This window comes from Actinoallomurus sp. CA-150999 (assembly GCF_050942425.1).
Classification (GTDB): domain Bacteria; phylum Actinomycetota; class Actinomycetes; order Streptosporangiales; family Streptosporangiaceae; genus Actinoallomurus.
Genome location: NZ_CP192063.1, coordinates 10,773,556 through 10,794,312, shown reverse-complemented (window position 1 = coordinate 10,794,312; position 20,757 = coordinate 10,773,556). Strand labels below are relative to the sequence as shown.

Annotated in this window: 22 protein-coding genes; 12 read left to right on the top strand and 10 right to left on the bottom strand. The window is 69.0% G+C overall.

Going from position 1 to position 20,757, the window contains the following annotated elements:
• The first annotated feature begins 71 nt into the window (after positions 1-71).
• From ACQP2O_RS49885 to ACQP2O_RS49860, 6 genes are all read left to right on the top strand, one after another.
• Positions 72-1,949 (top strand): protein-arginine deiminase family protein, encoded by a 1,878-nt coding sequence (locus tag ACQP2O_RS49885; protein WP_433176936.1) that lies wholly within the window; start codon positions 72-74, stop codon positions 1,947-1,949.
• Positions 1,950-2,026: 77 nt separating this feature from the next.
• Positions 2,027-3,655, top strand: a complete 1,629-nt coding sequence (locus tag ACQP2O_RS49880) for an L-aspartate oxidase (RefSeq protein ID WP_433176934.1) — start codon at positions 2,027-2,029, stop codon at positions 3,653-3,655.
• A complete protein-coding gene (gene nadC, locus ACQP2O_RS49875) occupies positions 3,652-4,548 on the top strand; it encodes a carboxylating nicotinate-nucleotide diphosphorylase (protein ID WP_433176932.1) in 897 nt (298 codons plus the stop codon). Before ACQP2O_RS49880 ends, nadC begins: the two co-directional genes overlap by 4 nt.
• Positions 4,548-5,339, top strand: coding sequence for a type III pantothenate kinase (locus tag ACQP2O_RS49870; protein WP_433176930.1), 792 nt, complete (start codon positions 4,548-4,550; stop codon positions 5,337-5,339). Before nadC ends, ACQP2O_RS49870 begins: the two co-directional genes overlap by 1 nt.
• Positions 5,340-5,424: 85 nt before the next feature.
• Complete coding sequence (gene lysX / locus ACQP2O_RS49865) at positions 5,425-6,912, top strand: bifunctional lysylphosphatidylglycerol synthetase/lysine--tRNA ligase LysX (RefSeq protein ID WP_433176928.1); 1,488 nt, start codon at positions 5,425-5,427, stop codon at positions 6,910-6,912.
• A 211-nt stretch (positions 6,913-7,123) separates the two neighbouring features.
• On the top strand, positions 7,124-7,582 hold the full coding sequence (locus ACQP2O_RS49860) for a DoxX family protein (protein ID WP_433176926.1): 459 nt from the start codon (positions 7,124-7,126) through the stop codon (positions 7,580-7,582).
• A gap of 18 nt (positions 7,583-7,600) precedes the next feature.
• On the opposite strand, the gene ACQP2O_RS49855 is transcribed toward ACQP2O_RS49860, so the two are convergent.
• Positions 7,601-8,170: a GNAT family N-acetyltransferase gene (locus ACQP2O_RS49855; RefSeq protein WP_433176924.1), complete on the bottom strand. Its 570-nt coding sequence runs from the start codon at positions 8,168-8,170 to the stop codon at positions 7,601-7,603.
• Positions 8,171-8,176: 6 nt separating this feature from the next.
• On the bottom strand, positions 8,177-8,578 hold the full coding sequence (locus ACQP2O_RS49850) for a DUF1266 domain-containing protein (RefSeq protein WP_433176922.1): 402 nt from the start codon (positions 8,576-8,578) through the stop codon (positions 8,177-8,179).
• Positions 8,579-8,897: 319 nt separating this feature from the next.
• Here ACQP2O_RS49850 and ACQP2O_RS49845 point away from each other — a divergent pair, with 319 nt between their 5' ends.
• Positions 8,898-9,599, top strand: coding sequence for a hypothetical protein (locus ACQP2O_RS49845; RefSeq protein WP_433176920.1), 702 nt, complete (start codon positions 8,898-8,900; stop codon positions 9,597-9,599).
• Positions 9,600-9,673: 74 nt separating this feature from the next.
• Here the strand turns inward: ACQP2O_RS49845 and ACQP2O_RS49840 are convergent, their stop codons facing one another.
• The 4 genes from ACQP2O_RS49840 to ACQP2O_RS49825 form a co-directional block, all read right to left on the bottom strand.
• Positions 9,674-10,354, bottom strand: coding sequence for a helix-turn-helix domain-containing protein (locus ACQP2O_RS49840; RefSeq protein WP_433176918.1), 681 nt, complete (start codon positions 10,352-10,354; stop codon positions 9,674-9,676).
• 66 nt (positions 10,355-10,420) lie between these two features.
• Positions 10,421-10,618 (bottom strand): DUF397 domain-containing protein, encoded by a 198-nt coding sequence (locus tag ACQP2O_RS49835; RefSeq protein WP_433176916.1) that lies wholly within the window; start codon positions 10,616-10,618, stop codon positions 10,421-10,423.
• On the bottom strand, positions 10,609-10,701 hold the full coding sequence (locus ACQP2O_RS49830) for a DUF397 domain-containing protein (RefSeq protein WP_433176914.1): 93 nt from the start codon (positions 10,699-10,701) through the stop codon (positions 10,609-10,611). The genes ACQP2O_RS49835 and ACQP2O_RS49830 overlap by 10 nt, the downstream gene beginning before the upstream one ends.
• A 1-nt stretch (position 10,702) precedes the next feature.
• On the bottom strand, positions 10,703-11,494 hold the full coding sequence (locus ACQP2O_RS49825; RefSeq protein WP_433176912.1) for a helix-turn-helix domain-containing protein: 792 nt from the start codon (positions 11,492-11,494) through the stop codon (positions 10,703-10,705).
• A 126-nt stretch (positions 11,495-11,620) separates the two neighbouring features.
• Between ACQP2O_RS49825 and ACQP2O_RS49820 the strand changes: the two genes are divergently transcribed.
• Positions 11,621-11,827 carry a hypothetical protein gene (locus ACQP2O_RS49820; protein WP_433176911.1) on the top strand — a complete coding sequence of 69 codons (207 nt, stop codon included), beginning with the start codon at positions 11,621-11,623 and terminating at the stop codon, positions 11,825-11,827.
• A gap of 50 nt (positions 11,828-11,877) precedes the next feature.
• On the opposite strand, the gene ACQP2O_RS49815 is transcribed toward ACQP2O_RS49820, so the two are convergent.
• Both ACQP2O_RS49815 and ACQP2O_RS49810 read right to left on the bottom strand, forming a co-directional pair.
• Positions 11,878-12,351 (bottom strand): N-acetyltransferase family protein, encoded by a 474-nt coding sequence (locus ACQP2O_RS49815; protein WP_433176909.1) that lies wholly within the window; start codon positions 12,349-12,351, stop codon positions 11,878-11,880.
• An 18-nt stretch (positions 12,352-12,369) separates the two neighbouring features.
• A complete protein-coding gene (locus ACQP2O_RS49810) occupies positions 12,370-14,322 on the bottom strand; it encodes a tetratricopeptide repeat protein (protein WP_433176907.1) in 1,953 nt (650 codons plus the stop codon).
• Between the two features lie 506 nt (positions 14,323-14,828).
• Between ACQP2O_RS49810 and ACQP2O_RS49805 the strand changes: the two genes are divergently transcribed.
• The 3 genes from ACQP2O_RS49805 (at position 14,829) to ACQP2O_RS49795 (ending at position 18,049) form a co-directional block, all read left to right on the top strand.
• Entirely contained in the window at positions 14,829-16,043 is a 1,215-nt protein-coding gene (locus ACQP2O_RS49805) for an MFS transporter (RefSeq protein WP_433176906.1), read from the top strand.
• A 218-nt stretch (positions 16,044-16,261) separates the two neighbouring features.
• Complete coding sequence (gene rsgA / locus ACQP2O_RS49800; RefSeq protein WP_433176904.1) at positions 16,262-17,353, top strand: ribosome small subunit-dependent GTPase A; 1,092 nt, start codon at positions 16,262-16,264, stop codon at positions 17,351-17,353.
• A 207-nt stretch (positions 17,354-17,560) separates the two neighbouring features.
• The gene (locus ACQP2O_RS49795; RefSeq protein WP_433176902.1) at positions 17,561-18,049 is read left to right on the top strand and encodes a hypothetical protein; all 489 of its coding nucleotides are present in this window, start codon (positions 17,561-17,563) and stop codon (positions 18,047-18,049) included.
• Between the two features lie 168 nt (positions 18,050-18,217).
• On the opposite strand, the gene ACQP2O_RS49790 is transcribed toward ACQP2O_RS49795, so the two are convergent.
• Positions 18,218-18,409, bottom strand: coding sequence for a DUF5999 family protein (locus ACQP2O_RS49790; RefSeq protein ID WP_433191434.1), 192 nt, complete (start codon positions 18,407-18,409; stop codon positions 18,218-18,220).
• 150 nt (positions 18,410-18,559) lie between these two features.
• A complete protein-coding gene (locus ACQP2O_RS49785; protein ID WP_433176900.1) occupies positions 18,560-19,327 on the bottom strand; it encodes an IclR family transcriptional regulator in 768 nt (255 codons plus the stop codon).
• Positions 19,328-19,487: 160 nt separating this feature from the next.
• Between ACQP2O_RS49785 and ACQP2O_RS49780 the strand changes: the two genes are divergently transcribed.
• Complete coding sequence (locus tag ACQP2O_RS49780; RefSeq protein ID WP_433176898.1) at positions 19,488-20,711, top strand: ABC transporter ATP-binding protein; 1,224 nt, start codon at positions 19,488-19,490, stop codon at positions 20,709-20,711.
• Positions 20,712-20,757 lie beyond the last annotated feature (46 nt).

Genomic DNA, 20,757 nt, shown 5'->3' with positions numbered 1-20,757 from the left:
CGAGTCACCGGGCCGGAAGATCTCCTGAACGGCCGATGTGAGGCCGGGCCCGCGACCCCGACGCTGGCCACATGAATGATCTCCACCAGCGAATCGTACGGGCCGGCGTGGCGGCGCTCGCCTCGACCGCTCTGATCGCCGGATCGACCGCTCTGGCGGCGGCCACCGCTCCGCCGAAGGCCCTGCTGCGCTCCGACACCGACCGCGACGGCCGGTTGACCGCCGCCGACGACGACAGGCGCGACACCTGGACGGCCGAACATGGCGCGATCATGCTGCCGAACCTCGACGACGACCAGTCCCGCTGCCCCAAGAAGGCCACGAACGGCGCGCGGCTCACCGACGCCGCCCTGGCCGCGTGCGACGACGCCGCGGACGATGTCGTGAACGGCACGGCCGACCTCGCGGACCTCGCACCGCTGGAGATACCTCCGATCCGGGACGTCTCCGCCTCCGCGACGGCGACGTTGCTTCCGGACGCGCGCTCGCGGGCGAAGGTTCGCGTCTTCATCCAGCGCGCGGGCACGTTCACCGCGCTCGGTCCGGACGGCGCGATCCGTGCGGACGAGCTGCGCCGTGGAGTACGGCTCGCCGTCGAAGCCCGCGACATCGTCCGCGATCCCGCCGTCTGGTCGGGCTTCAGCGAGCTCACCCTGACCGTCACCGACCATGGCCGCACGCGGACCGACCGGGTGCGGTTCCGCGTCGCCCCCGTGCTCTTCGAGAACGACCTCATGCCCCTGAACCGGGCCGTGGTGGCCGATCCCGCGGCCCCCGCGACCCTCGAAGGGGTCAAGGTCCCGCCGAAGCCCGTAGCGGGCGAAGCGGTGTACCGACGTGACCTGCGGCGCGCCCTCGACGCGGAAGGACTGCGCGAGCCGTTCCTCGAATGGCCGGCCGGCGGCGACCAGTGGATGGGCGACATGTACAAGACCGCCTACGCCTCGATGCCCGGGCCGGGCGGAAGCGAACACCGCATCGCGGTGAACCTCAGGTCGCCCGGCGTCCCGCCGAACTTCCCCGCCCGCGACCGGCCGCTGCGCGACGCGTCACGCCCGGTCTTCACTCTGCTGCGCGGTCCCGGCGTCGCCGGGGTCCAGCAGTTCGACGCGAGCCGTGTCGACCGGCCGGACGACAACCTCTACTACGGCTCTCCCAGCTCCACGGGAAACTTCGGGACGATCCCGCCGTACGGCCGTTACCGCACCGGCCGGATCGTGTACGGCGGCGAGGGTAGGTTCTCCCCGGATCCGACGTTCACGAAGATGCTCGCAGCCCAGGGCTACCAGGATCCGGTCGTCGTGGACACCAGCTGGCTCGGAGTCGGGCACATCGACGAGTTCATGCACTTCGTCCCCGCGCGCACCCGCCGAGGCTGGGCCGTGGTGATCGCGGATCCGCGCATGGGCATGGAGATCCTCAAGAGGCTCGCCGCCAACGGTGGCGGAGGCCGGCGGCTGGTCGAGGGCGTCGCTCCGGCGAAGACCGACGATCCCGGGATGACCGTGTCCCAGGCCCTGCGCGATCCGGTGCTGGTGAACGGCACCCGCATCGCGAGCGAGGGCGTCGACAAGGACCTGCGGCAGCTGCGGGAGCAGGCCGGGATCACCGAGCGGGACATCGTCCGTGTCCCCGCGCTGTTCAAAGAGCTCGAGGTGCCTCCGGGCTATCCGCGTAAGGACTTGACGATCACCTACCTGCCCGACGCCGCGAACGGCATCAGCACCGGCACCGGCGGCTACCTCGCTCCCGTCCAGCACGGGCCGCGCCAGGCCGGCGCGGACCTGTTCCAGCAGGTCACCGAGCGGGCGCTGGGAAAGGTCGGAGTCCGTGTGCGCTGGATCGAGGACTGGGACTTCGCCCACCACGTCGGCACGGCGGGCGGTGAGATCCACTGCGTCACCAATGTCGAGCGTGACCTGAGCGGCACGACACCCTGGTGGAGATAGCGGACCCGGAGGAATGGGACATCGGGGGCGAGCGGTTATAGTCAATCTGACGAGAACTCGCCTCAGGAGGAGGGCTCATGATCCCTCGACGCCTCACCGCCCCCGAACCCGGCTGGACCACCGACGCCGACATCGTCGTGATCGGCTCCGGCATCGCCGGACTCGTGACGGCGCTGCGGGCCCGTACGGCAGGACGAGTGCTGCTCGTCACCAAGGCGCTGCTCGACGACGGATCCACCCGATGGGCGCAGGGAGGCATCGCGGCGGCCCTTCACCCGGACGACTCACCGGAGGAGCACCTCCAGGACACGCTCACGGCCGGTGTCGGCCTGTGCGACCCCGAGGCCGTACGCGTGCTCGTGACCGAGGGCCCGGACGCGGTGCGGCGGCTGATGGAGCTCGGCGCCGAGTTCGACCGGAACGACGACGGGGGCATCGCGCTGGCCCGCGAGGGCGGGCACCTCAAGCGCCGCATCGCCCACGCGGGCGGGGACGCCACCGGCGCGGAGATCAGCCGTGCGCTGCTGGCGGCCGCCAAGGACCAGGGCATCGAGGTGATCGAACACGCCCTCGTGCTCGACCTGCTGATGGAGGGCGGCCGGGCCGCCGGCGTGACGCTGCACGTCATGGGGGAGGGGCGCCGCGACGGCGTTGGAGCGGTCCACGCCCGCGCGGTGATCCTCGCGACCGGCGGGCTCGGCCAGGTCTTCCAGGCCACCACCAACCCGGAGGTGTCCACCGGCGACGGCGTCGCGCTCGCGCTGCGCGCCGGAGCCGCCGTCGCGGACCTGGAGTTCGTGCAGTTCCATCCCACCCCGCTGTGGCTGGGACCGGGCGCGAAGGGCCGGCAGCCACTGATCTCCGAGGCCGTCCGGGGCGAGGGCGCGTTCCTCATCGACGAGCGGGGGGACCGGTTCATGGTCGGGCGGCATCCGCTGGCGGATCTCGCCCCGCGTGACGTCGTCGCCAAGGGGATCATGTCGATGATTTGGGAAACCGGCACCCAGTGCGCGTACCTCGACGGCCGGAACCTCGGGCCCCGCATCTGGGCGACGCGTTTCCCGACGATCCTCGCGGCGTGCGAGGAGCACGGCATCGACCCGGTGAACGAGCCGATCCCGGTCCTCCCCTCCGCCCACTTCTCCAGCGGCGGCGTCCGTACGGACCTGTGGGGCCGTACCTCCGTCCCGGGCCTGTACGCCTGCGGCGAGGTGGCCTGCACCGGCGTCCACGGCGCGAACCGGCTCGCCTCCAACTCCCTCCTCGAGGGTCTCGTCTACGGCCAGCGGATCGCCGAGGCGCTGCCCGGCGACCTCGCCGCCGCCGAGACGCCCGCGGTGGCCTCAGGCGACCTCCCGGAGGCGCGGCTGCTCGATCCGAGCGTGCACGCCGAGGTGCAGCGCATCATGACGGCGGACGTGGGCGTGCTGCGGAACGGTCCAGGTCTGGAGCGGGCCGCCGAAGAGCTCGCCGCCCTCGCGGACCGGACGACCGACAAGCCGTGCACCGAGGCGTGGGAGGCGACCAACCTGCACACCGTCGCCTCCCTGATCGTGGCGGCGGCACGGCGCCGGGAGGAAACTCGGGGCAGCCACTGGCGGGAGGACTTCCCCGACGCCGACGAGACCTGGCGGGGCCACCTGGTGTCGACCCTCGCCGACGACGGAACCCTCACCACGAGCTACGACCCCCGGGAGCTGTCATGAACGCCGAGCTGGAGACGAAGCTGCGCGCCGCCGGGCTGGATCCACAGGCTGTGGACGGCCTCGTCCGTACGGCCCTGGCCGAGGACGGCGGGAAGGACGTCACCAGCGAGCCGATCTTCGGGTACACCGCGACGGGCCGCGCCGACATGGTGGCCCGGCAGCCCGGCGTCGTCGCCGGGCTCCCCGTCGCCGAACTCGTCTTCACCTCGGTCACCGCGGTCGACTACTTCCTGGAGATCGGCGGCGACCTCAAGGTCGTGACCCGCGTCGAGGACGGCTCGCGGGTCGCGCCCGGAGACGTCCTGCTCACCGTCGAGGGCCCGCTCGTGCCGCTGCTGCGCGGCGAGCGCACCGCGCTGAACTTCCTCACCCACCTGTCCGGCGTCGCCACCCTCACCCGGCAGTGGGCGGACGCGATCGCGCACACCGACGCCCGGGTCCGGGACACCCGCAAGACACTGCCGGGGCTGCGGGCGCTGCAGAAGTACGCCGTGCGCTGCGGCGGCGGTGTGAACCACCGCATGTCCCTCTCGGACGCGGCCCTGATCAAGGACAACCACGTGGCGGCCGCCGGGTCGGTGACCGCAGCGTTCACCGCCGTGAGCGCCCCGGGCCTGCACGTCCAGGTCGAATGCGACACCCTCGACCAGGTACGCGAGGCGCTGGCCGCCGGGGCGCGATCCATCCTGCTGGACAACATGAGCGTCGCCGAGACGACCGAGGCCGTACGCCTGACCGCAGGCCGGGCCGAGCTGGAGGCCAGCGGCGGCCTCACTTTGGACGGGGCCCGCGCTGTGGCCGAGACCGGAGTCGACTACCTTGCCGTGGGAGCGCTTACCCACTCGGCAAGGGCGCTCGACATCGGCCTTGACCTCACGACAGCGGGGACCTGATGCTGCTCACGATCGACGTCGGCAACACCCACACGGTGCTGGGCCTCTTCGAAGGGGAGGAGGTCATCGAGCACTGGCGGATCAACACCGATGCGCGGCGCACCGCCGACGAGATCGCCGTCGTCCTCCAGGGCCTCGTCGCGCAGAGCCCGCTGCTGGCCGATACCGACATCAGCGGCATCGCCCTGTGCTCCACGGTCCCCTCCGTCCTGCACGAGATGCGGGAGATGTGCCGTCGCTACTACGGCGACGTCACCGCCGTCATCGTCGAGCCCGGCGTCAAGACCGGCGTGCCGATCCGGATGGACAACCCCAAGGAGGTCGGCTCCGACCGGATCATCAACGCGCTGGCCGCGAACCACATCCACGGCGGCCCCGCGATCGTCGTCGACTTCGGCACCGCGACGACGTTCGACGCCGTCTCGGCCAAGGGCGAGTACGTCGGCGGCGCCATCGCCCCCGGCATCGAGATCTCCGTGGACGCGCTGTCCGCCCGCGGCGCACAACTGCACAAGGTGGAGCTCGTACGCCCCCGCAGCGTCATCGGCAAGAACACGGTCGAGGCGCTGCAGTCGGGCATCATCTACGGCTTCGCCGGCCAGGTCGACGGCGTGGTGCGCCGCATGGCGGAGGAACTGGCCGACGACCCGGAGCAGGTGACCGTCGTCGCGACCGGCGGTCTGGCCCCGCTCGTCCTCGACGAGGCCCGCAGCATCGACGTTTACGAGCCGTGGCTCACGCTCATCGGCCTGCGCCTGGTCTACGAGCGCAACATCGGCGTCTCCGCCTGAGCGCCCGCCCGGAGCCCGGGATGGATGCCCCGGAGGCCGGTCCGGCGGCCGAGGTGGGTGCGTCGGACCGGTAGCCTTCTTAGCCGTGAGCGAGTCGTACGACGATCTTCCGGAGCAGATGCGCGTCCGCCGCGAGAAGGTGGACCGGATGCGCGCGAACGGCGTGGACCCCTACCCTCTCGGGTTCCCGCGTACCGCGACGATCGCGGAGGTCCGCGCGAAATACCCCGACCTCGAGCCGGGCGCGTCGACCGGGGAGAAGGTCGGCATCACCGGCCGCGTCATTCTCGCCCGCAACACCGGCAAGCTCTGCTTCGCCACGATCCGCGACGGCAGCGGCGACCTCCAGGTCATGCTCTCCCTCGCCAACGTCGGCGAGGAGGCCCTCGAGTCCTGGAAGCGCGACATCGACCTCGGTGACCACGTCGGCGTCGAGGGCGAGGTCATCACGTCGCGGCGCGGCGAGCTGTCCATCATGGCGGACCGGTTCGCGCTGACGTCCAAGTCGCTGCGCCCGCTCCCGGAGAAGCACGCCGGCCTGACCGACCCCGAGCAGCGCGTACGCCTCCGCTACGTCGACCTGATCGTCAACGACGAGGCGCGGCGGATGGCCCGGCTGCGCAGCGACACGGTCCGGGCGATCCGCGAGTACCTCACCGGCCGCGAATATCTCGAGGTCGAGACGCCGATGCTGCAGCCGATCCACGGCGGCGCGACGGCACGCCCGTTCGTCACGCACATCAACGCGTACGACATGGACCTCTACCTGCGGATCGCGATCGAGCTGTACCTCAAGCGGCTCGTCGTCGGCGGCATCGAGAAGGTCTTCGAGATCAACCGCAACTTCCGCAACGAGGGCGCGGACTCCACGCACAACCCCGAGTTCACGATGCTCGAGGCGTACGAGGCGTACGGCGACTACGACACGATCGCCACCCTCACCCGCGAGCTGTACCAGGCCGCGGTGGTCGCCGCCCTCGGCACGACCGTCGTCGTCCACAAGGGTGAGGAGATCGACCTAGCCGGCGACGAATGGCCGCAGGTCACCCTGTACGGCTCGGTCTCCGACGCGGTCGGCGAGGAGATCACCACCGAGACGCCGATCGAGGACGTCCGGAAGATCTGCGAGCAGCACGGCTTGGAGTTCGACCCCAAGTGGGGGCAGGGCAAGCTCGTCCAGGAGCTGTTCGAGGCGCTGGTCGAGCACACCCTCGTCCAGCCGACCTTCGTGCGCGACTACCCCCTCGAGACCTCGCCGCTCGCCCGCACCCACCGCGACAACCCGCTGCTCACCGAGAAGTGGGACCTCATCGGCTTCGGCACCGAGCTGGGCACGGGTTACTCCGAGCTGATCGACCCGATCGAGCAGCGCCGCCGGCTGACCGAGCAGTCGCTGCTGGCCGCGGGCGGCGACCCGGAGGCCATGCAGCTCGACGAGGACTTCCTGCGGGCCCTGGAGTACGCCATGCCCCCCACGGGCGGCGTCGGCATCGGCATCGACCGCATGATCATGGCCTTCACCGGCAAGAACATCCGCGAAACGATCCTCTTTCCGCTCGTCAAGCCGGAGTGACCACCGCGAGCCCCGGCGGTCCGCTCCGCCGGGGCTCGACCCGTCCGCGAGGCGATACGTTCACCGTTCTTTCAGGATCGGGCACCTGACACTCGACAGAGCCGCTGCTCAGCGCGACCTCGGTATTGTCAATTGTGATGACTTATTGACAATTCACTTGTCAGAGCCGATCCTGACCGCGCGATTGGACGTCAATCCGGAGGGTGCTCTCATGAACGTAGATCGGCTCGGCGGCCCGGTGCTGTCCCTGTTCCGCATCGTGGTCGGACTGCTGTTCGCCTTCCACGGCATGGCCTCGCTGTTCGGCGTCTTCGGCGGAAGCCATGGGAGCGGTGGTCATTCCATCGCGGTCGGCACCTGGCCCGGCTGGTACGCCGCCCTCATCCAGTTGATCTGCGGCGCCCTCGTCCTCATCGGCCTGCTGACCCGCCCCGCCGCGATCCTCGCGTCCGGTTCGATGGCGTACGCCTACTTCACCGTCCACGTGGAGAAGGGGATCATCCCGCTGCAGAACGGCGGCGAGCCGGCCGCGATGTTCTGCTGGGCGTTCCTCCTGATCGCCGTCTTCGGCCCCGGTGTCTGGGCCGTCGACTCGCTGGTGAGCCGCTCCCGCTCCGCGGTCACCGCCCGCACCGCCGACCCCCGCCCCGAAACGGCCACGACGGCATAGGGCCGTACACCTCGGCGATCACCAGACGGCTCCCTCCCGCCAATCGCAGACGAGCTCGCCGGACAGGTCCAGCGGCGCCGTCAGCGGAAGGACGTGGACGGAGCCGTCCTCTTCCTCGGTACGTTCGATGCCGGTGGGCGTGAGCACCGAGGTCGGTCCCTGCCACGGCGTCCAGCCGCGCGCCTGGTAGAAGGGCACGGCCTTGTCGGAGGCGCCGAGCGCGCCCAGCTCGTAGGCGCCACGCAGGATCCGTTCGAGGGGGTCCATCAGAGCGGCGGCGTATCCCCGGCGGCGCCGATCGGTGCGCACTCCGACGGCTTCCACGTAGCCGGTACGCAGCGCCCGCCCGCCGTGCAGCACCCGCCGCTGGACCAGGGCCGCGTGCCCGACCAGTTCGGAGTCCTCCCACGCCAGGACATGAATCCCGCCAAGGGCGTGATCCCAGTCCTGGTCGTCGAAATCACCGTCGAAGACATCGTCGAGGAGGGCTTGCACCGTCTTGAGGGTGGCGGCGTCCAGTTCACCCGTGTGCGCCGTACGTATCTCGATCACGGCCCCATCCTCGCCATGGACCCGCGACGCGGACAACCCGCCTTAGGCACGGTGCCGGTCGGGCTCGCCGATCGCCTGCCAGGGGACCGTGTTCCACGGGCTGTCCGGTGCTTCGAGGAGCGTCCGGATGTGCTTGTCCGACACCTCCTGCGGTGCCGGGAAGTCCTCGTCCGGGGTGCCGCGCAGCATGCCCATCCAGACGATCCGGCCGAGAAGGTAGTCGTCCGCGTACTCCTTCCACGACCCGTACGCCGCCGCGGTCGGCCGTACGACGTTCCACAGCAGCTGCCAGGCCTCGCCCTCGTCCACGTGACCGGCGGCGAACGCGTTCCGGACGACGTCCACGTACAGCGCCACGTCCCAGGCCAGCGGCGACAGCCCGAACCGCTCCGCGATCTGCGCCCGGTAGCCGCGCTCGGCCAGGCCGCTCAGCGACTCGAGCACGTCGCCCTGCGAGGAGATCTCCCAGTTCTCGGTCAGCCACCGTCGAGCGCGCTTGTCGTCGATCCGCTTGAACGGATACAGCGTCGTCCGCGACGCCTCAGACCCTCTATTGACCGGAGCACACAGCGACACGATCCACAGCTGGTGCATCGTCAACGGAACCGGATACTTCTCCTCGACCTTCGGCCCTCGCAACATAACCGTGCACCTTACGACAAACGACACGCCGCCCGGGCCGGCTGCCGCTCCAGACGGTCAGGATCTCGCCGGTCCCCGGTCGAAGCCATCGGGCGTCGCGGAGTGAAGTACAGTCTCCGGAATGTCGGATTATCCAGAAACCGATTCGCGGATTCCATCCGTCGATATCCCGGACATCATGTATGACACCTTCGACTATCCGGCTCATCGTGTAGTGGGCTCGTCCGCTGACGCCTTCGATCGGCTCGGCCGCTCGTCGCTGCCGGAGGAGGATAAGGCCGCGCTGGGCGTCTTCATTGAGAGGTTCTCCGGAGTCGAGTTCTACCGTGACGACGTGGTGCTCCTCGATCACCTGGAGCAGCGCAACGCGGTGAAACTGCCGCCCTGGCTACGGGAGATCCGGCAGGTGCTGTCCGGACTGGGGCCGGATGTCGACGTCCGTTTTGACGACTTCGATGAATGGGACAGCCCCCGTGCGGATAACACCGATGACGACGATGGCTTCATCGACTTGTGGTACGAGGACAGATTCCTCGGCTATCTGCAAGGGGAGGACCGCGACTTGTTGATGACCGGGGCCAGGTGCTATCCGATTCTTTGCGCCACGACAGGTGTGAACTACCTGCTTGCCGCCGACCTCAACGATCCCGAGAATCGACACATCGTCGACCTGTGCGATGAAGACGTCATGGACAACCTCTATGACGGCAGACCAGGCACGGGATCGGTCTACCCCGCATTCGAGTCGTACGCGAGCATGCTTTCGCACATCGTCGAATGCCGTACGGCGGACGGTACGGTGATCCGCGCTCGGAGCCTTTGACCCTGCCCGCCGCGGGGATGATCAATGGCCGGTCCATGAACGCGGAAGTGGTCGGCGCGCGTCAAGGGTGGGCATCAGGCCCGGCCGGGATTCCTTCGCATGCGGTCCAGGACTCGTCTGGCATAGCCGTCGGTGGCCTGGATCTCGGGGAGCGGTACGAGCGGTAGCCGGACTCGTGTCAGCATCGGAACCTTGCGGAAGATGGAGATCGGATGCAGGCACTTCGTGGGCAGTTCCTCGATCTCGGTCCATAGGGCGCCGCCGCCCCACTGGAGCCAATACATATTCCAGCGGGAAGCGCGCATCTCGTCGAAGAGGGCCGTCAGCCGGTCGAGCGTGTCACCGTCGCGCGACAGCACCATCTCGAACGCGGTGACCGGCACCGGGGCCGCCTGGAGGGCCGCCGCCATCAGCCCGTCGGCGATGTACGGGGTCTCGGCGAACCAGGAGACGAACGACGTGAACTCGATCTTCCAGCCGGCGATCCGCTCTTTCAACGGCAGCCGAGCCGCCTCGGCGATGGCGACATCGATCGCCTCCCACATCGGCTGAATCTCCAGATGCAGATCCAGCTCCATCGCCCCGAGAATCCGATCGGCGAGAGGAAGGGTCAGCTTCCGGGTGCCGTGTTCGATGGCGCTGATGCTCGACACACTCACCCCGGATCGCTCGGCGAGCGCCTGCTGAGTGAGTCGTCGAGACACTCGAGCATTCTTGATCAGCGTCCCAAGCCGTTGATTGCTGTCATCGGACATGAGAGCCATCGTGCGCCCGGCCGGGCCGCCGAATCCATCCACCGTTCACAGTCTGTGGAAAACCTGTCACGCCACATGCACGTGCAGCCACCCGCGGGGGCAGCCGTGTCGTTCCCGGGCTTCTCGCGAGGCGGGAAAACTCTCGCCTGAGTAGAACGCGCTGGAAGCGATGGTGCCCCCCCGGACAGAGACTTCCACACAGTTTGACTCGCCTTGCGTGCTATAGGTGCTCTTGCGCCACCGTCCGATTGTGATCACGGGCATTCGTGTCGATCGCTCCAAACTGTCACCTCAACGCACTGTGATTCGCCTTGGGTGCTGTAGGTGCTCCGACGCCACTCGGGCATGTCATACCTCCTCCAGATACGCTTGGATCATCTCCTTTGATAGGTCTGGGGGCAACGCTAAGGTGGCGATCTGTTCAAAGGCCTGCTGCGCGCGGAAGACTTCGGCAGGAGTGTCGATGATCTGCCCTTCGGGCCAGGCGTCGGCGTACGCGACGTCCGGTTCGTCAGGTAGCCGCATGATGGTGATCGGACCGACGATCGCGTCGTGGTTCCCCGCGGAGAACGGGAGTACCTGTACGGTCACGTTCGGGCGAGCCTCGCACAGTGAGGCAAGTTGCTCTCGCATGACCTCGTAGTCGCCGATCCGTCGGCAGAGGACGGCTTCGTCGATGACGACGTGCAGAGCCGGCGGATTTTCGCGATCAAGGATCCGTTGACGCTCCATGCGCATTCGGACCACGCGGTCTAGCTCCTCCGGCGCGATTGCTCTTCCGGGCACCTGGTTTATGGCACGGGCATACGCGGGTGTCTGGAGGAGGCCGGGGACGACCCGCCCATCGAAGAGTCGGACCGAAAGTGCTCGCTGTTCGAGATCGACGAAGTCTCCGAAGCGACTGCTGTCGGCCTGGGCCTTCTTGGCGAGTTCGGTCATGACGCCGGGGAGGTTGAAGAGGGCGTCGGCGTGCTCGCCGAAACCGGGAGGGGGCTTGCGGCGGCCCTGCTCGACGGAGGCGACCGTCCACACAGACCAGGGGACGCGGTCGGCGAGTTGGTCGCGCTGCCAACCCAGGCGTTCGCGGTGGCGGCGTAGTTCGGTGCCGAAGTAGGAGACGAAGCCGGAGGAGTTCGCCATTGGTACGGGCTCCTTGTACGCGCGGGGGGAGAGCTCAGGGGTACGAGCTGTACTCATTCCGCAGAGTAATCAGTCGGTGACAGCATCGTCAGGCAGATGGACAAGTCCGATCACAGGAGGTCACCCATGCTGATGAAGGTCGAGGGCGTGTACGTGTCCACGTGCGCCCACGTCCCCGAGAACACGCCGCTGCGGGTCGTCCGGCACGCTGATGAGGAGATCGTCTCCGTACGGTTCGGCGAGGACGAACTTCTCGTCGTCGAACTCGACGACGGCATGGTCCCGACGCTTATCGAGGCGTTGCGGACTCCGTACGAGCCCAGGAAGTCCTGACCGCGCTCACCGAATGGGCGGGGCTGTCGCCCCGCCTCCAAAACTGGGCGTCACCCGGCGCTCTGCCTGACATCCGCCTGGAGCAGGCGTGGCGACGATGTGAAGCCGTGGCGGGAGTAGGCCGAGATCGCCTGGTCGCTGGAGTGGACGGTCACTCGCTCGAGTCCGAGGTCGCGTCCGAGTGCCAGGACCGCGTCGATCAGGCGACCTCCCAGGCCGCCGTTGCGCTCTTCCGGCAGCATGTACACGCATTGCACATCACCCGAGGCTCGCTCGAATACGCGTGGGTGGGGGACGCGCTGCACGATCACCAGCCATGCCATGCCGATGACCACGTCGCCGCGGGCCATGACCAGGCATTGATGGGATGACCGGTTCTCTTTCGCCCAGGCCGCGAAGCGCGGGACGAATTCGTCCAGTGGGGTGCCGGACGTGCCGTAGAGCTCTTCCACCCACTGCCAACGCAGCTCGGCGACAACCTCGAGATCCTCAGGCCGGGCGGGACGAATCGTGATGTCGGTCATCTGGTCATCTTGGCGCTTTCAATCGGTGGGCTCGAGCTCGATCCGCAGCCGAATGATGTCCGGGTCGTCCGGGGCCAGTGTCAGTGCGTGTGCGATGTCGGCGCGTGCCTCGGCGAGTTGGCCGGCGGATCGGTGCGCGACGGCACGGTTGTACAGCAGTGCCGCGTCTTCGCCGGCGGCCAGGGCGCGCGTGAGGTCCCGTACCGCGGCTGTCGGGTCGCCGTGCGCCTCGGCCAACGCCGCTCGGCCGGCGAGTGCCGCGACGAGTCCGGGTTCGGTGGCGAGCGCCGTGTCGAAGTCGCGACGAGCCTGTTCGGCGTCGCCGGCGGCGGCCGCCAGCTGACCGCGTACACAGATCAGGTGCGGGTTGCCGGGGTCCACGGAGAGCCCGGTCCGTATGTCGCCCGCCGCGCCGTCACCGTCTCCGATCACGGCTCGCAGTCCGGCCCGGTTCACGTACGCGTCGATGGATCCGGGGTCGAGTTCGAGGACCCGGCTTAGATCACGTAGTGCTCCACAGGTGTCACCGTGTGTCTGACGGAGGACGGCGCGGTTGAAGTACATCTCGGGGAAGGGCGGGCCGAGCCGGATCGCGGTGTCGTACGCGGCAAGCGCCGCTTCGTCCTGATCCGCCGTGTGCAGCAGGTTGGCGCGGTCGAAGTGGTATTCGGCGTAGTCCGGGTCGACGGCGAGCAGCGCGTCGTACGCACGCAGCGCCTCCGCGGTGTCGCCGAGCATGGCCAGCAGACGCGCCCGATTGGACAGCAGGGTGCACCGGTCGAGCAGGTGCCGGTCCGGCGGCAGTTCGCTGTCCATTCGCCGGATGCCCTCGTCGACGCGTCGCAGCGCCCCCGCAGGGTTGCCCAGCCGGAGCTCGATCAGCGCTTTTCCGTTCTGGTAGAAGACCTCGTAGAACGTCCGGTCCTGTGGGTCGGGGAGCAGCGACGCGATGGCGATCGCGGCGTTGATCGATGCCATCGCCCGCGTGTAGTCGTGGCGTTCCGGGTCGTGGTGGCGGGTGTAGAGCATCGCGATCTCATAGTCGGAGACGCGGTGCACGGCCGGATCGGCGGAGGCCGCGCACGCCTCGCCGTAGAGCGCCTCGCTCTGTTCGCCCTGGCCGAGCAGCGCCAGGGACAGCGCCATCTGCCGGGTGAACCGCCACCAACCGTCGTCCCCGGGCTCGGTCCGTGCCCGCCCACGCCGGCCGAGGTCGACGCACGCGTCGTGGAAGCCCAGGGCGAAACAGTGATCCTGTGCGGCGGTGAGCGCGGTGACGGCGGCGTCGGGGTCGGTGCCGCGTTCGCGGTGGTAGGGGATGGCGCCGAGACGCCAGGACCAGTCGCCGGTGAGGAGTTCGTCCGCGCGAGCGTCGTGCAGCCGCGCTCGCTCGCCCGCCTCGAGTCGTTCGTAGGCCCGGAGCGGCCGCGGATCGTCGCATGTGCCGTCGGCGGCCACGAAGCGTGCGGCGAGGTCACCGGAATCGCCGAGCGCCTCGGCGTCGGTGTTCTCCTCGATGGCCTCGGCCTGCGGCCAGCCCTCGATCGAGGTCCTGGTGCACAGGAGCAGGGTCAGGAGCGACGGATCGAATCGCCGCAGGAGTATCGCGATCAACTCGCGGTCCGTCGCGTCGGCCTGGTCGACGTTCTCCAGGGCCAGGGCGGCGGATCCCGTGTTCAGCCGCCTGAGGTACTCATGAAGAAAGTCGGTGATTCCGTGGGCGATCCGCGCCGTACGGAGGCGAGAGTGGACCCGGGTGCGTTCCGCGTCCGGGATCTGATGGAACAGCGTCTCTCGCCCGATCGGAACCGTGGCGCGAAGTTCCGGCGCGACGGTGCGGATCTCCAGGTCGTACTGCTCGACCAGGTCCGGTGCGATGGCGAGGGCCGTGGGAACGACCGCCCTGATGATCGCGCCGCCGGCGGTATAGGGGCCGCGGAGGGCGGCATGCGCGTCGATTATCGGCGTCAAGAGTTTCGGCAGGCCGAAGGAATCGACGAGTTTTTCTCGATCCCATCTCGGGGGCACGATTATGACGCGATGACGAGGCGGCACCTCGAGCTCCATCTACGGTATCGGTGTCTGGCGACTGCCGGGCCGGATCGGCAGTCGCCAATTGAAGTGACTAAGAACTTCCGTGTGCCGTGGCGGCATTGCCTCCCAGTTGCTTTATCTCTGACTTTTGCACGCCTATTTTCTTCATGCGTCGCACCCCTCCCCTCGGGTGGAGTCATGGATCGGGGTCTCGATCACTCAACATCGCAGGTTGCGGCCTGTCAAGTGGTTGACCGGGACTCGGTCGCGCCGGATATCATGCCGTGCGTGCCAGCGGACGACGGGCGTGAGCTGCTCGCGCCAAGCTGTTCGGCACACCCCGCAGCTGATTATTCATCTGCATTACCATGCTTCGCTAAATCCCTTGATGGCCGGCTCGCGAATAACGCAGGACGCGGACGGTTGAAGCCGGGCGAGCCGACGTGACGCGGGGCGACTCTTTGTGGCGTCGCCGGGACTTTATGCTGCTGTGGGGCGGCCAGACGATCAATATGACGGGCACGCAGGTCAGTCAGCTGGCGGTTCCGTTGGTCGCGCTTTCCGCGCTGCACGCGTCGGCGTTTCAGGTGAGCCTGCTGTCGGCGATGGGATTCGTACCGTACGTGCTGGCCGGGCTGCCGGCGGGTGCGCTGGTCGATCGTTTCCGGCGCCGGCCGTTGATGGTGTGGTGCAGCCTGTTCCAAGGGCTGGTCCTCGGATCCGTGCCGGTCGCCATCGTGTTCGGTGACCTCACTCTGTGGCAGCTGAGCGTGGTCGCGTTCGTCGTCGCCCTGCTCGCCGCCCTCTTCGATCCCGCGTACCAGAGCTATCTGCCGTCACTGCTGCCCGCGCGGCAACTCGTCGACGGGAACGGGAAGCTGGGCGCCTCCTTCGCGTTCGCGACGGTGGTCGGGCAGAGCACGGCCGGCTGGCTGGTCGCGGCGCTGGGAGCCGCCGGGACGATCGGGGTCGACGCGGTCTCCTCAGTGATGAGCGCGCTGTCCCTGAAGCTGATCGCCGTCCGGGAACCGCCTCCGGAACCGCGTGGCACCCGGATGCGGGCGGAGATCGGCGAAGGTCTCCGCTACGTGTTCCGCGACCGGCTGATGCGCCCCGTCGTCCTGGCGAACACGATGGTCTCGGCGGCGATCGGCGCCTCGTGGTCACTGTGGGTGCTGTACGTCGTCCGCGACCTGCACTGGTCGATGACCGTCGCCGGCCTGTGCCAGGGGGTCGCGGCCGTCGGCGGCGTGCTCGGCGGACTGTGCACCGAACCGCTCGCCAGGCGGCTCGGCCTCCCGCTGCTGATGCTGGTCACCACGCCGATGTACGTTCTTGACCTGGTGCCGACCGTGCTCGTCGGACCGGGTCTCGCCGGTCAGATCGTGGTCACCGTCGGATACTTCGTGGCACTGGCCGGCGAATTCGCCTATGTCAACGCCAACCTCAGCTACCGTCAGCTCATCTGCCCGCCGGACCTGCTCGGCCGGATGAACGCCACGACGCGCTGGCTGTCATGGGGCATCCGGCCGCTCTTCACCCTGATCTTCGGCTTGATCGCCACCTGGATCGGCGTACGGGCGGCGCTCGGCCTCGCGGCCGGCCTCTTCGCGTTCCCGTTCGCCATCCTCATCGCCTCACCGCTGCGTGGGCGTTAATCCGGATGCTCGGGGGAGCGGGCGGGTGTTACGGTCGGCGCGACAACGCAGGGAACAAGAGCCACGAAGGAGTGGGGCTGATGACCGTCGCAGTGGTGGCTGTCGCACGCAGCACACGGTCCGTCCTCACCACCGGGGTCCTCGGCTGACCTTCTTCCCACGGCGACCCGCTGTCCCGCGGGCGCATGCCGGGACCCCGCTTCACCAAGGGGTTCACGTTGTCCTCTCATTCTTCTGATCATTCTTCTGAGTTCTCTCATGACCTGTCCGCGTACGGCTGGGACGAGGAGCGCGAGCGGTCGTTCGCCTCGTATCGGACCAACGGGCTGGTGCCCGCGCGGATCGTCGGCGTCGACCGGGGCCGGTGCGACCTCGTCACCGAGAACGGCCCGCTTCAGGCCGGTACGTCGCTGGTGCGGTCGCCCGACCCCGTCGCGCTGCCCTGCACCGGTGACTGGGCGGCCGTACGGCCGGGCCGCGACCCGCAGGTGACGGATCTGCTGCCGCGACGCGGGGTCATCGTCCGCGCCGCGGTGTCGCGGTCCTCGCACGGCCAGTCCCTGGCCGCGAACGTCGACGTCGCCGCCGTGGTGGTCTCCGCCGCCGCCGAGATCAAGCCCGGTCGCGTCGAGCGGCTGCTCGCGCTGGCCTGGGAGAGCGGCGCGACGCCGGTGATCGTGCTGACGAAGATCGACGAGTCGCCCGATCTTCCGTCGCTCGTGACCGAGACGCGGCAGGCGGCGCCCGGCGTGGAGATCGTCGCGACCAGCGCCGTCACCGGTGAGGGCATCGAGGCGCTTCAGGCCGTGCTCACCGGCACCGTGGTGCTGCTCGGCCCGTCCGGGGCGGGCAAGTCCACGCTGGGCAACGCACTGCTCGGGACGGCGGTCCTGGAGACCGGCGCCGTACGCGCGCAGGACGGCAAGGGTCGGCACACGACGGTGCGCCGGCAGCTGGTCCCGCTGCCGAACGGCGCCGTGCTCATCGACACTCCGGGTTTGCGCGGCGTCGGCGTGTACGACGCGGAGGAGGGGCTGCGGCGGACGTTCGCCGACGTCGAGGAGTTCGCTCGGGGGTGCCGCTTCGGCGACTGCGGCCATGACTCCGAGCCCGGCTGCGCGGTCATAGCCGCGATCGCCTCGGGCGCGCTGAGCCGACGGCGCCTGGACAGCTATCGCAAGCTGGAGCGCGAGAACGCCTGGGCGGCCTCCCGTAGCGACGCGCGGCTGCGTAAGGAGCGCACGGACCGCCAGAAGGCCATCACCCGGTCGCTGCGCGAGACCTACGCCGCCCGCGACCGGCGGCGCTGACCGATCTACTGGTCACGGCCGGGCTTCGGCGCACGGTGGACATCTCCCCCGCGAGGGGGAGGTGCCTCACCGTCGCGAGGGGTCCGGCCGGGCGCGCCGCGCGTGATCGTTGAGAGGTCAGCACAGCCTGGACATGGAGGTCCGATCGCCGTGGTCGCCCTGCCCGTCTCACGTCCCGACCCTGCTCAGGCTCGGCGAGGGGCCGATGTGCCTCGCTGGGCGGTCATCGCAGCGTGGGCGACGGTGTGGTGCACGGTCCCGTCCTCGATCTGGCGGCTCGCGCTCGGTGTCGGCGTCGACGTCGGTTTCACCGGCCGGCTCGGGCACCTGTACACGGGTACCGCGATCCTGGCGTACGTGCTGTTCCTGTCGGTGACCTCGCAGGCCGCGGCGTTCCTCACGCTCGGGTTGGTGCGGTCGTGGGGTGAGGTCGTGCCGGGGTGGGTGCCGTGGCTGGGCGGGCGTCGCATCCCGCCCCTCGTGACGATCGTGCCGGCGTCGGTCGGTGCCATGGCGGTGATGGGGCTGTGCGCGGCGGTCACCCTGACGTCGCACGGTCCGCTGGACAATCCCGACTTCCCGCAGGGGACGGCCGGCGTGATCATGGACGTCTGCTATGCGCCGCTGCTGGCGTGGGGGCCGCTCGTGGCGGTGTTGACGATCGCGTACGCCCGTCGCCGGGCACGGAAGGGCTGAGAGACGTGAACGCCGGGGTCGACACGGTGGGCATGTCGACCCCGGCGTCCAACCGGGGGACCGGGGGTCTCAGGGGTCCCGGGGGGGTGGGGGCGGCCCGGCTAGGGCCTCGTACGGCCGTCTCCGGCCGGTTTTCCTCTGATCCGCAGGCGAGGAAGGTCGTTGGTCTTAGGCGGCGTGAGCGAGCTCCCGGTGAACAGGGACGCTACGACCGTCGGGGAGCAGCTCGCCGGTGTCCTCGAAGACGATGACGCCGTTGCAGAGCAGTCCCCACCCCTGCTCGGGGTGGTAGGAGACGAGGCGGGCCGCGTCGTGATCGGGAGCGTCCGCCGTCGGGCACTTCGGCTGGTGCTGGCACATCGCGGATCCTCCCCTTTCTTCGCTGGGCATGTAGTCGTTCTCATCCATCAGCATGCCGCGTGACCTGCGCCACCGAAGTGGGAAAAATACCCGGACGACTACCTGAACCGCGTACGTAGGTATACGTATGCGGGTCGCCGGAAGGCCCGCTCAGGGGTGGATCAGGTGGTACGCCGCGTACTCGATGCGTTCGCGGGCCTGGAGGAGGAGCGCCGAGATCTCGCGTTCGCGGGCGTCATCGAGCCGGATGGCGGGGACCGAGACGCTGATCGCGTCGCGGGCCGGGCGCTGGAGCCGCAGGGCGACCCCGAAGCAGCAGACGCCCGAGGTGTTCTCCTCGCGATCGATGGCGTGGCCGCGTTCGCGGACGTGCCTGAGCTCGGCGCGGAGATCGTCTTGATCGGTGATCGTGTGCGCGGTCTGGCGCTCGAGGGCCTCGCGGAGTACGGGGTCGGGGCGGTCGGCGAGCAGGGCCTTGCCGAGCGAGGTGCTGTGCGCGGGCACGCGCCGGCCGACGCGGATGACGGGCCGCAGGTTGTGTCGCGACGGTCGGGAGGACAGGTAGACGACGTCGTAGTCGTCGAGGCGGCCGAAGTGCACGGTCTCGCCGGTGGCCTCCGCGAGCCAGTCGAGGACCTCGTGGGCCATGCCGACGACGGGATCGCCGTCGATGTAGGACGCGCCGACGAGCAGCGCGCGCATGCCGATGCGGTACAGCGTGCCCGTGGGGTCGGTCTCCACCCAGCCGAGCTGGACGAGCGTGCGCAGCAGGGCGTACAGGCTGCTCTTGGGGTAGCCGAGCTCCTGCTGGATCTCGGTCAGGCTGTACATCCCGCCCTGGCGGGCGAAGAAGTCGAGCAGCGCGACGGTCCGCGTCGCGGACTTGACGCCCGGCGCGGCTCGCTCGGTCGCGTCCATACAACCCCTCCAGAGCAGCCGGCCTGCGCCCATCGGCGCGGCCCGGCGACCACGCCGGAGCCAGAAGACAGCTTAGTCGCGTTCAAGCCTTGTTCATATATGCGAACACTGGTTATGGTTGTGGACACTTTTAGCGGTCGAGCATCCGGAGGACTCTCCTATGGCCAAGATCACCCTGAGCCATGTGGTCAAGGCGTACACGAACGAAGTCAAGGCGGTGGACGACCTCAACCTGGAGATCCAGGACGGGGAGTTCATGGTCCTCGTGGGCCCGTCCGGGTGCGGCAAGTCGACCGCACTGCGGATGATCGCCGGCCTGGAGGACATCACCGGCGGTGAGATCTCCATCGGCGACCGGGTGGTCAACAACCTGGCCCCCAAGGACCGCGACATCGCGATGGTCTTCCAGAACTACGCGCTGTACCCGCACATGACGGTCGAGCAGAACCTCGCGTTCGGCCTCCAGCTGCGCGGCACGCCGAAGCCGGAGATCAAGAAGCGGGTCAACGAGGCCGCCAAGATGCTCGGCCTCGAGCAGTTCCTCAAGCGCAAGCCGGCCGCCCTGTCCGGTGGTCAGCGGCAGCGTGTCGCGATGGGCCGCGCGATCGTCCGTGAGCCGCAGGCGTTCCTGATGGACGAGCCGCTGTCGAACCTCGACGCCAAGCTCCGTGTGTCCATGCGCGCCTCCCTCAACCAGCTGCACGACCGGCTCGGCGTCACCACGGTGTACGTCACCCACGACCAGATCGAGGCCATGACCCTCGGCGACCGGGTCTGCGTGCTCCGCGAGGGCAAGCTCCAGCAGGTCGACACCCCGCAGAACCTCTTCGACAACCCGGTCAACCTGTTCGTCGCCGGGTTCATCGGCTCCCCGGCGATGAACTTCGTGACCGCCGAGCTGGTCCGCGACGGCGGCGCCCACGTCGTCTTCGCCGGCAACAAGCTGCCCGTCCCGGACTCGGTGCTGGAGGACCGTCCCGGCCTCGACGACTACTTCGGCAAGGAGATCATCCTGGGCGTCCGGCCGTCCGACTTCGAGGACGCCGGCCACAACGGCAGCGACTGGCCGACCATCCAGGCGCACGCGGACGTCACCGAGGAGCTCGGCAGCGAGATCAACGTGATCTTCGCGATCGACGCGCCGCCGGTCGAGCACAAGGACACCGCCGACCTCGCCCACGACGCCGACGAGGACGACGCCGCGATCCCGCTGGCCGACAACAAGGCGCTGTGGACCGCCCGCGTCAACGCCCGCTCGCACGTGCGTCCCGGCCAGGACATCGAGCTGTCGATCGACACCAGCCGCCTGCACTTCTTCGACGTCGGCACCGGCCTGGCCATCGGCCACCCCGAGGCCGCCACGGTCGCCGCCGCCACAGCCTGACCTTTCTCGCTCAGGGCCTCCTCCCTCCGGGGCGGAGGCCCGTCGC

What these genes read in the sequence shown, in the direction of transcription:
- ACQP2O_RS49835 (WP_433176916.1), bottom strand. Translation starts at nt 10,618, where the DNA reads ATGCCCGTGATCACAATCGGACGGTGGCGCAAGAGCACCTATAGCACG.
- ACQP2O_RS49880 (WP_433176934.1), top strand. Translation starts at nt 2,027, where the DNA reads ATGATCCCTCGACGCCTCACCGCCCCCGAACCCGGCTGGACCACCGAC.
- ACQP2O_RS49885 (WP_433176936.1), top strand. Translation starts at nt 72, where the DNA reads ATGAATGATCTCCACCAGCGAATCGTACGGGCCGGCGTGGCGGCGCTC.
- ACQP2O_RS49840 (WP_433176918.1), bottom strand. Translation starts at nt 10,354, where the DNA reads ATGTCCGATGACAGCAATCAACGGCTTGGGACGCTGATCAAGAATGCT.
- ACQP2O_RS49830 (WP_433176914.1), bottom strand. Translation starts at nt 10,701, where the DNA reads ATGCCCGAGTGGCGTCGGAGCACCTACAGCACCCAAGGCGAATCACAG.
- ACQP2O_RS49870 (WP_433176930.1), top strand. Translation starts at nt 4,548, where the DNA reads ATGCTGCTCACGATCGACGTCGGCAACACCCACACGGTGCTGGGCCTC.
- ACQP2O_RS49815 (WP_433176909.1), bottom strand. Translation starts at nt 12,351, where the DNA reads ATGACCGACATCACGATTCGTCCCGCCCGGCCTGAGGATCTCGAGGTT.
- ACQP2O_RS49825 (WP_433176912.1), bottom strand. Translation starts at nt 11,494, where the DNA reads ATGGCGAACTCCTCCGGCTTCGTCTCCTACTTCGGCACCGAACTACGC.
- ACQP2O_RS49845 (WP_433176920.1), top strand. Translation starts at nt 8,898, where the DNA reads ATGTCGGATTATCCAGAAACCGATTCGCGGATTCCATCCGTCGATATC.
- ACQP2O_RS49785 (WP_433176900.1), bottom strand. Translation starts at nt 19,327, where the DNA reads ATGGACGCGACCGAGCGAGCCGCGCCGGGCGTCAAGTCCGCGACGCGG.
- nadC (WP_433176932.1), top strand. Translation starts at nt 3,652, where the DNA reads ATGAACGCCGAGCTGGAGACGAAGCTGCGCGCCGCCGGGCTGGATCCA.
- ACQP2O_RS49860 (WP_433176926.1), top strand. Translation starts at nt 7,124, where the DNA reads ATGAACGTAGATCGGCTCGGCGGCCCGGTGCTGTCCCTGTTCCGCATC.
- ACQP2O_RS49790 (WP_433191434.1), bottom strand. Translation starts at nt 18,409, where the DNA reads ATGTGCCAGCACCAGCCGAAGTGCCCGACGGCGGACGCTCCCGATCAC.
- ACQP2O_RS49780 (WP_433176898.1), top strand. Translation starts at nt 19,488, where the DNA reads ATGGCCAAGATCACCCTGAGCCATGTGGTCAAGGCGTACACGAACGAA.
- ACQP2O_RS49820 (WP_433176911.1), top strand. Translation starts at nt 11,621, where the DNA reads ATGCTGATGAAGGTCGAGGGCGTGTACGTGTCCACGTGCGCCCACGTC.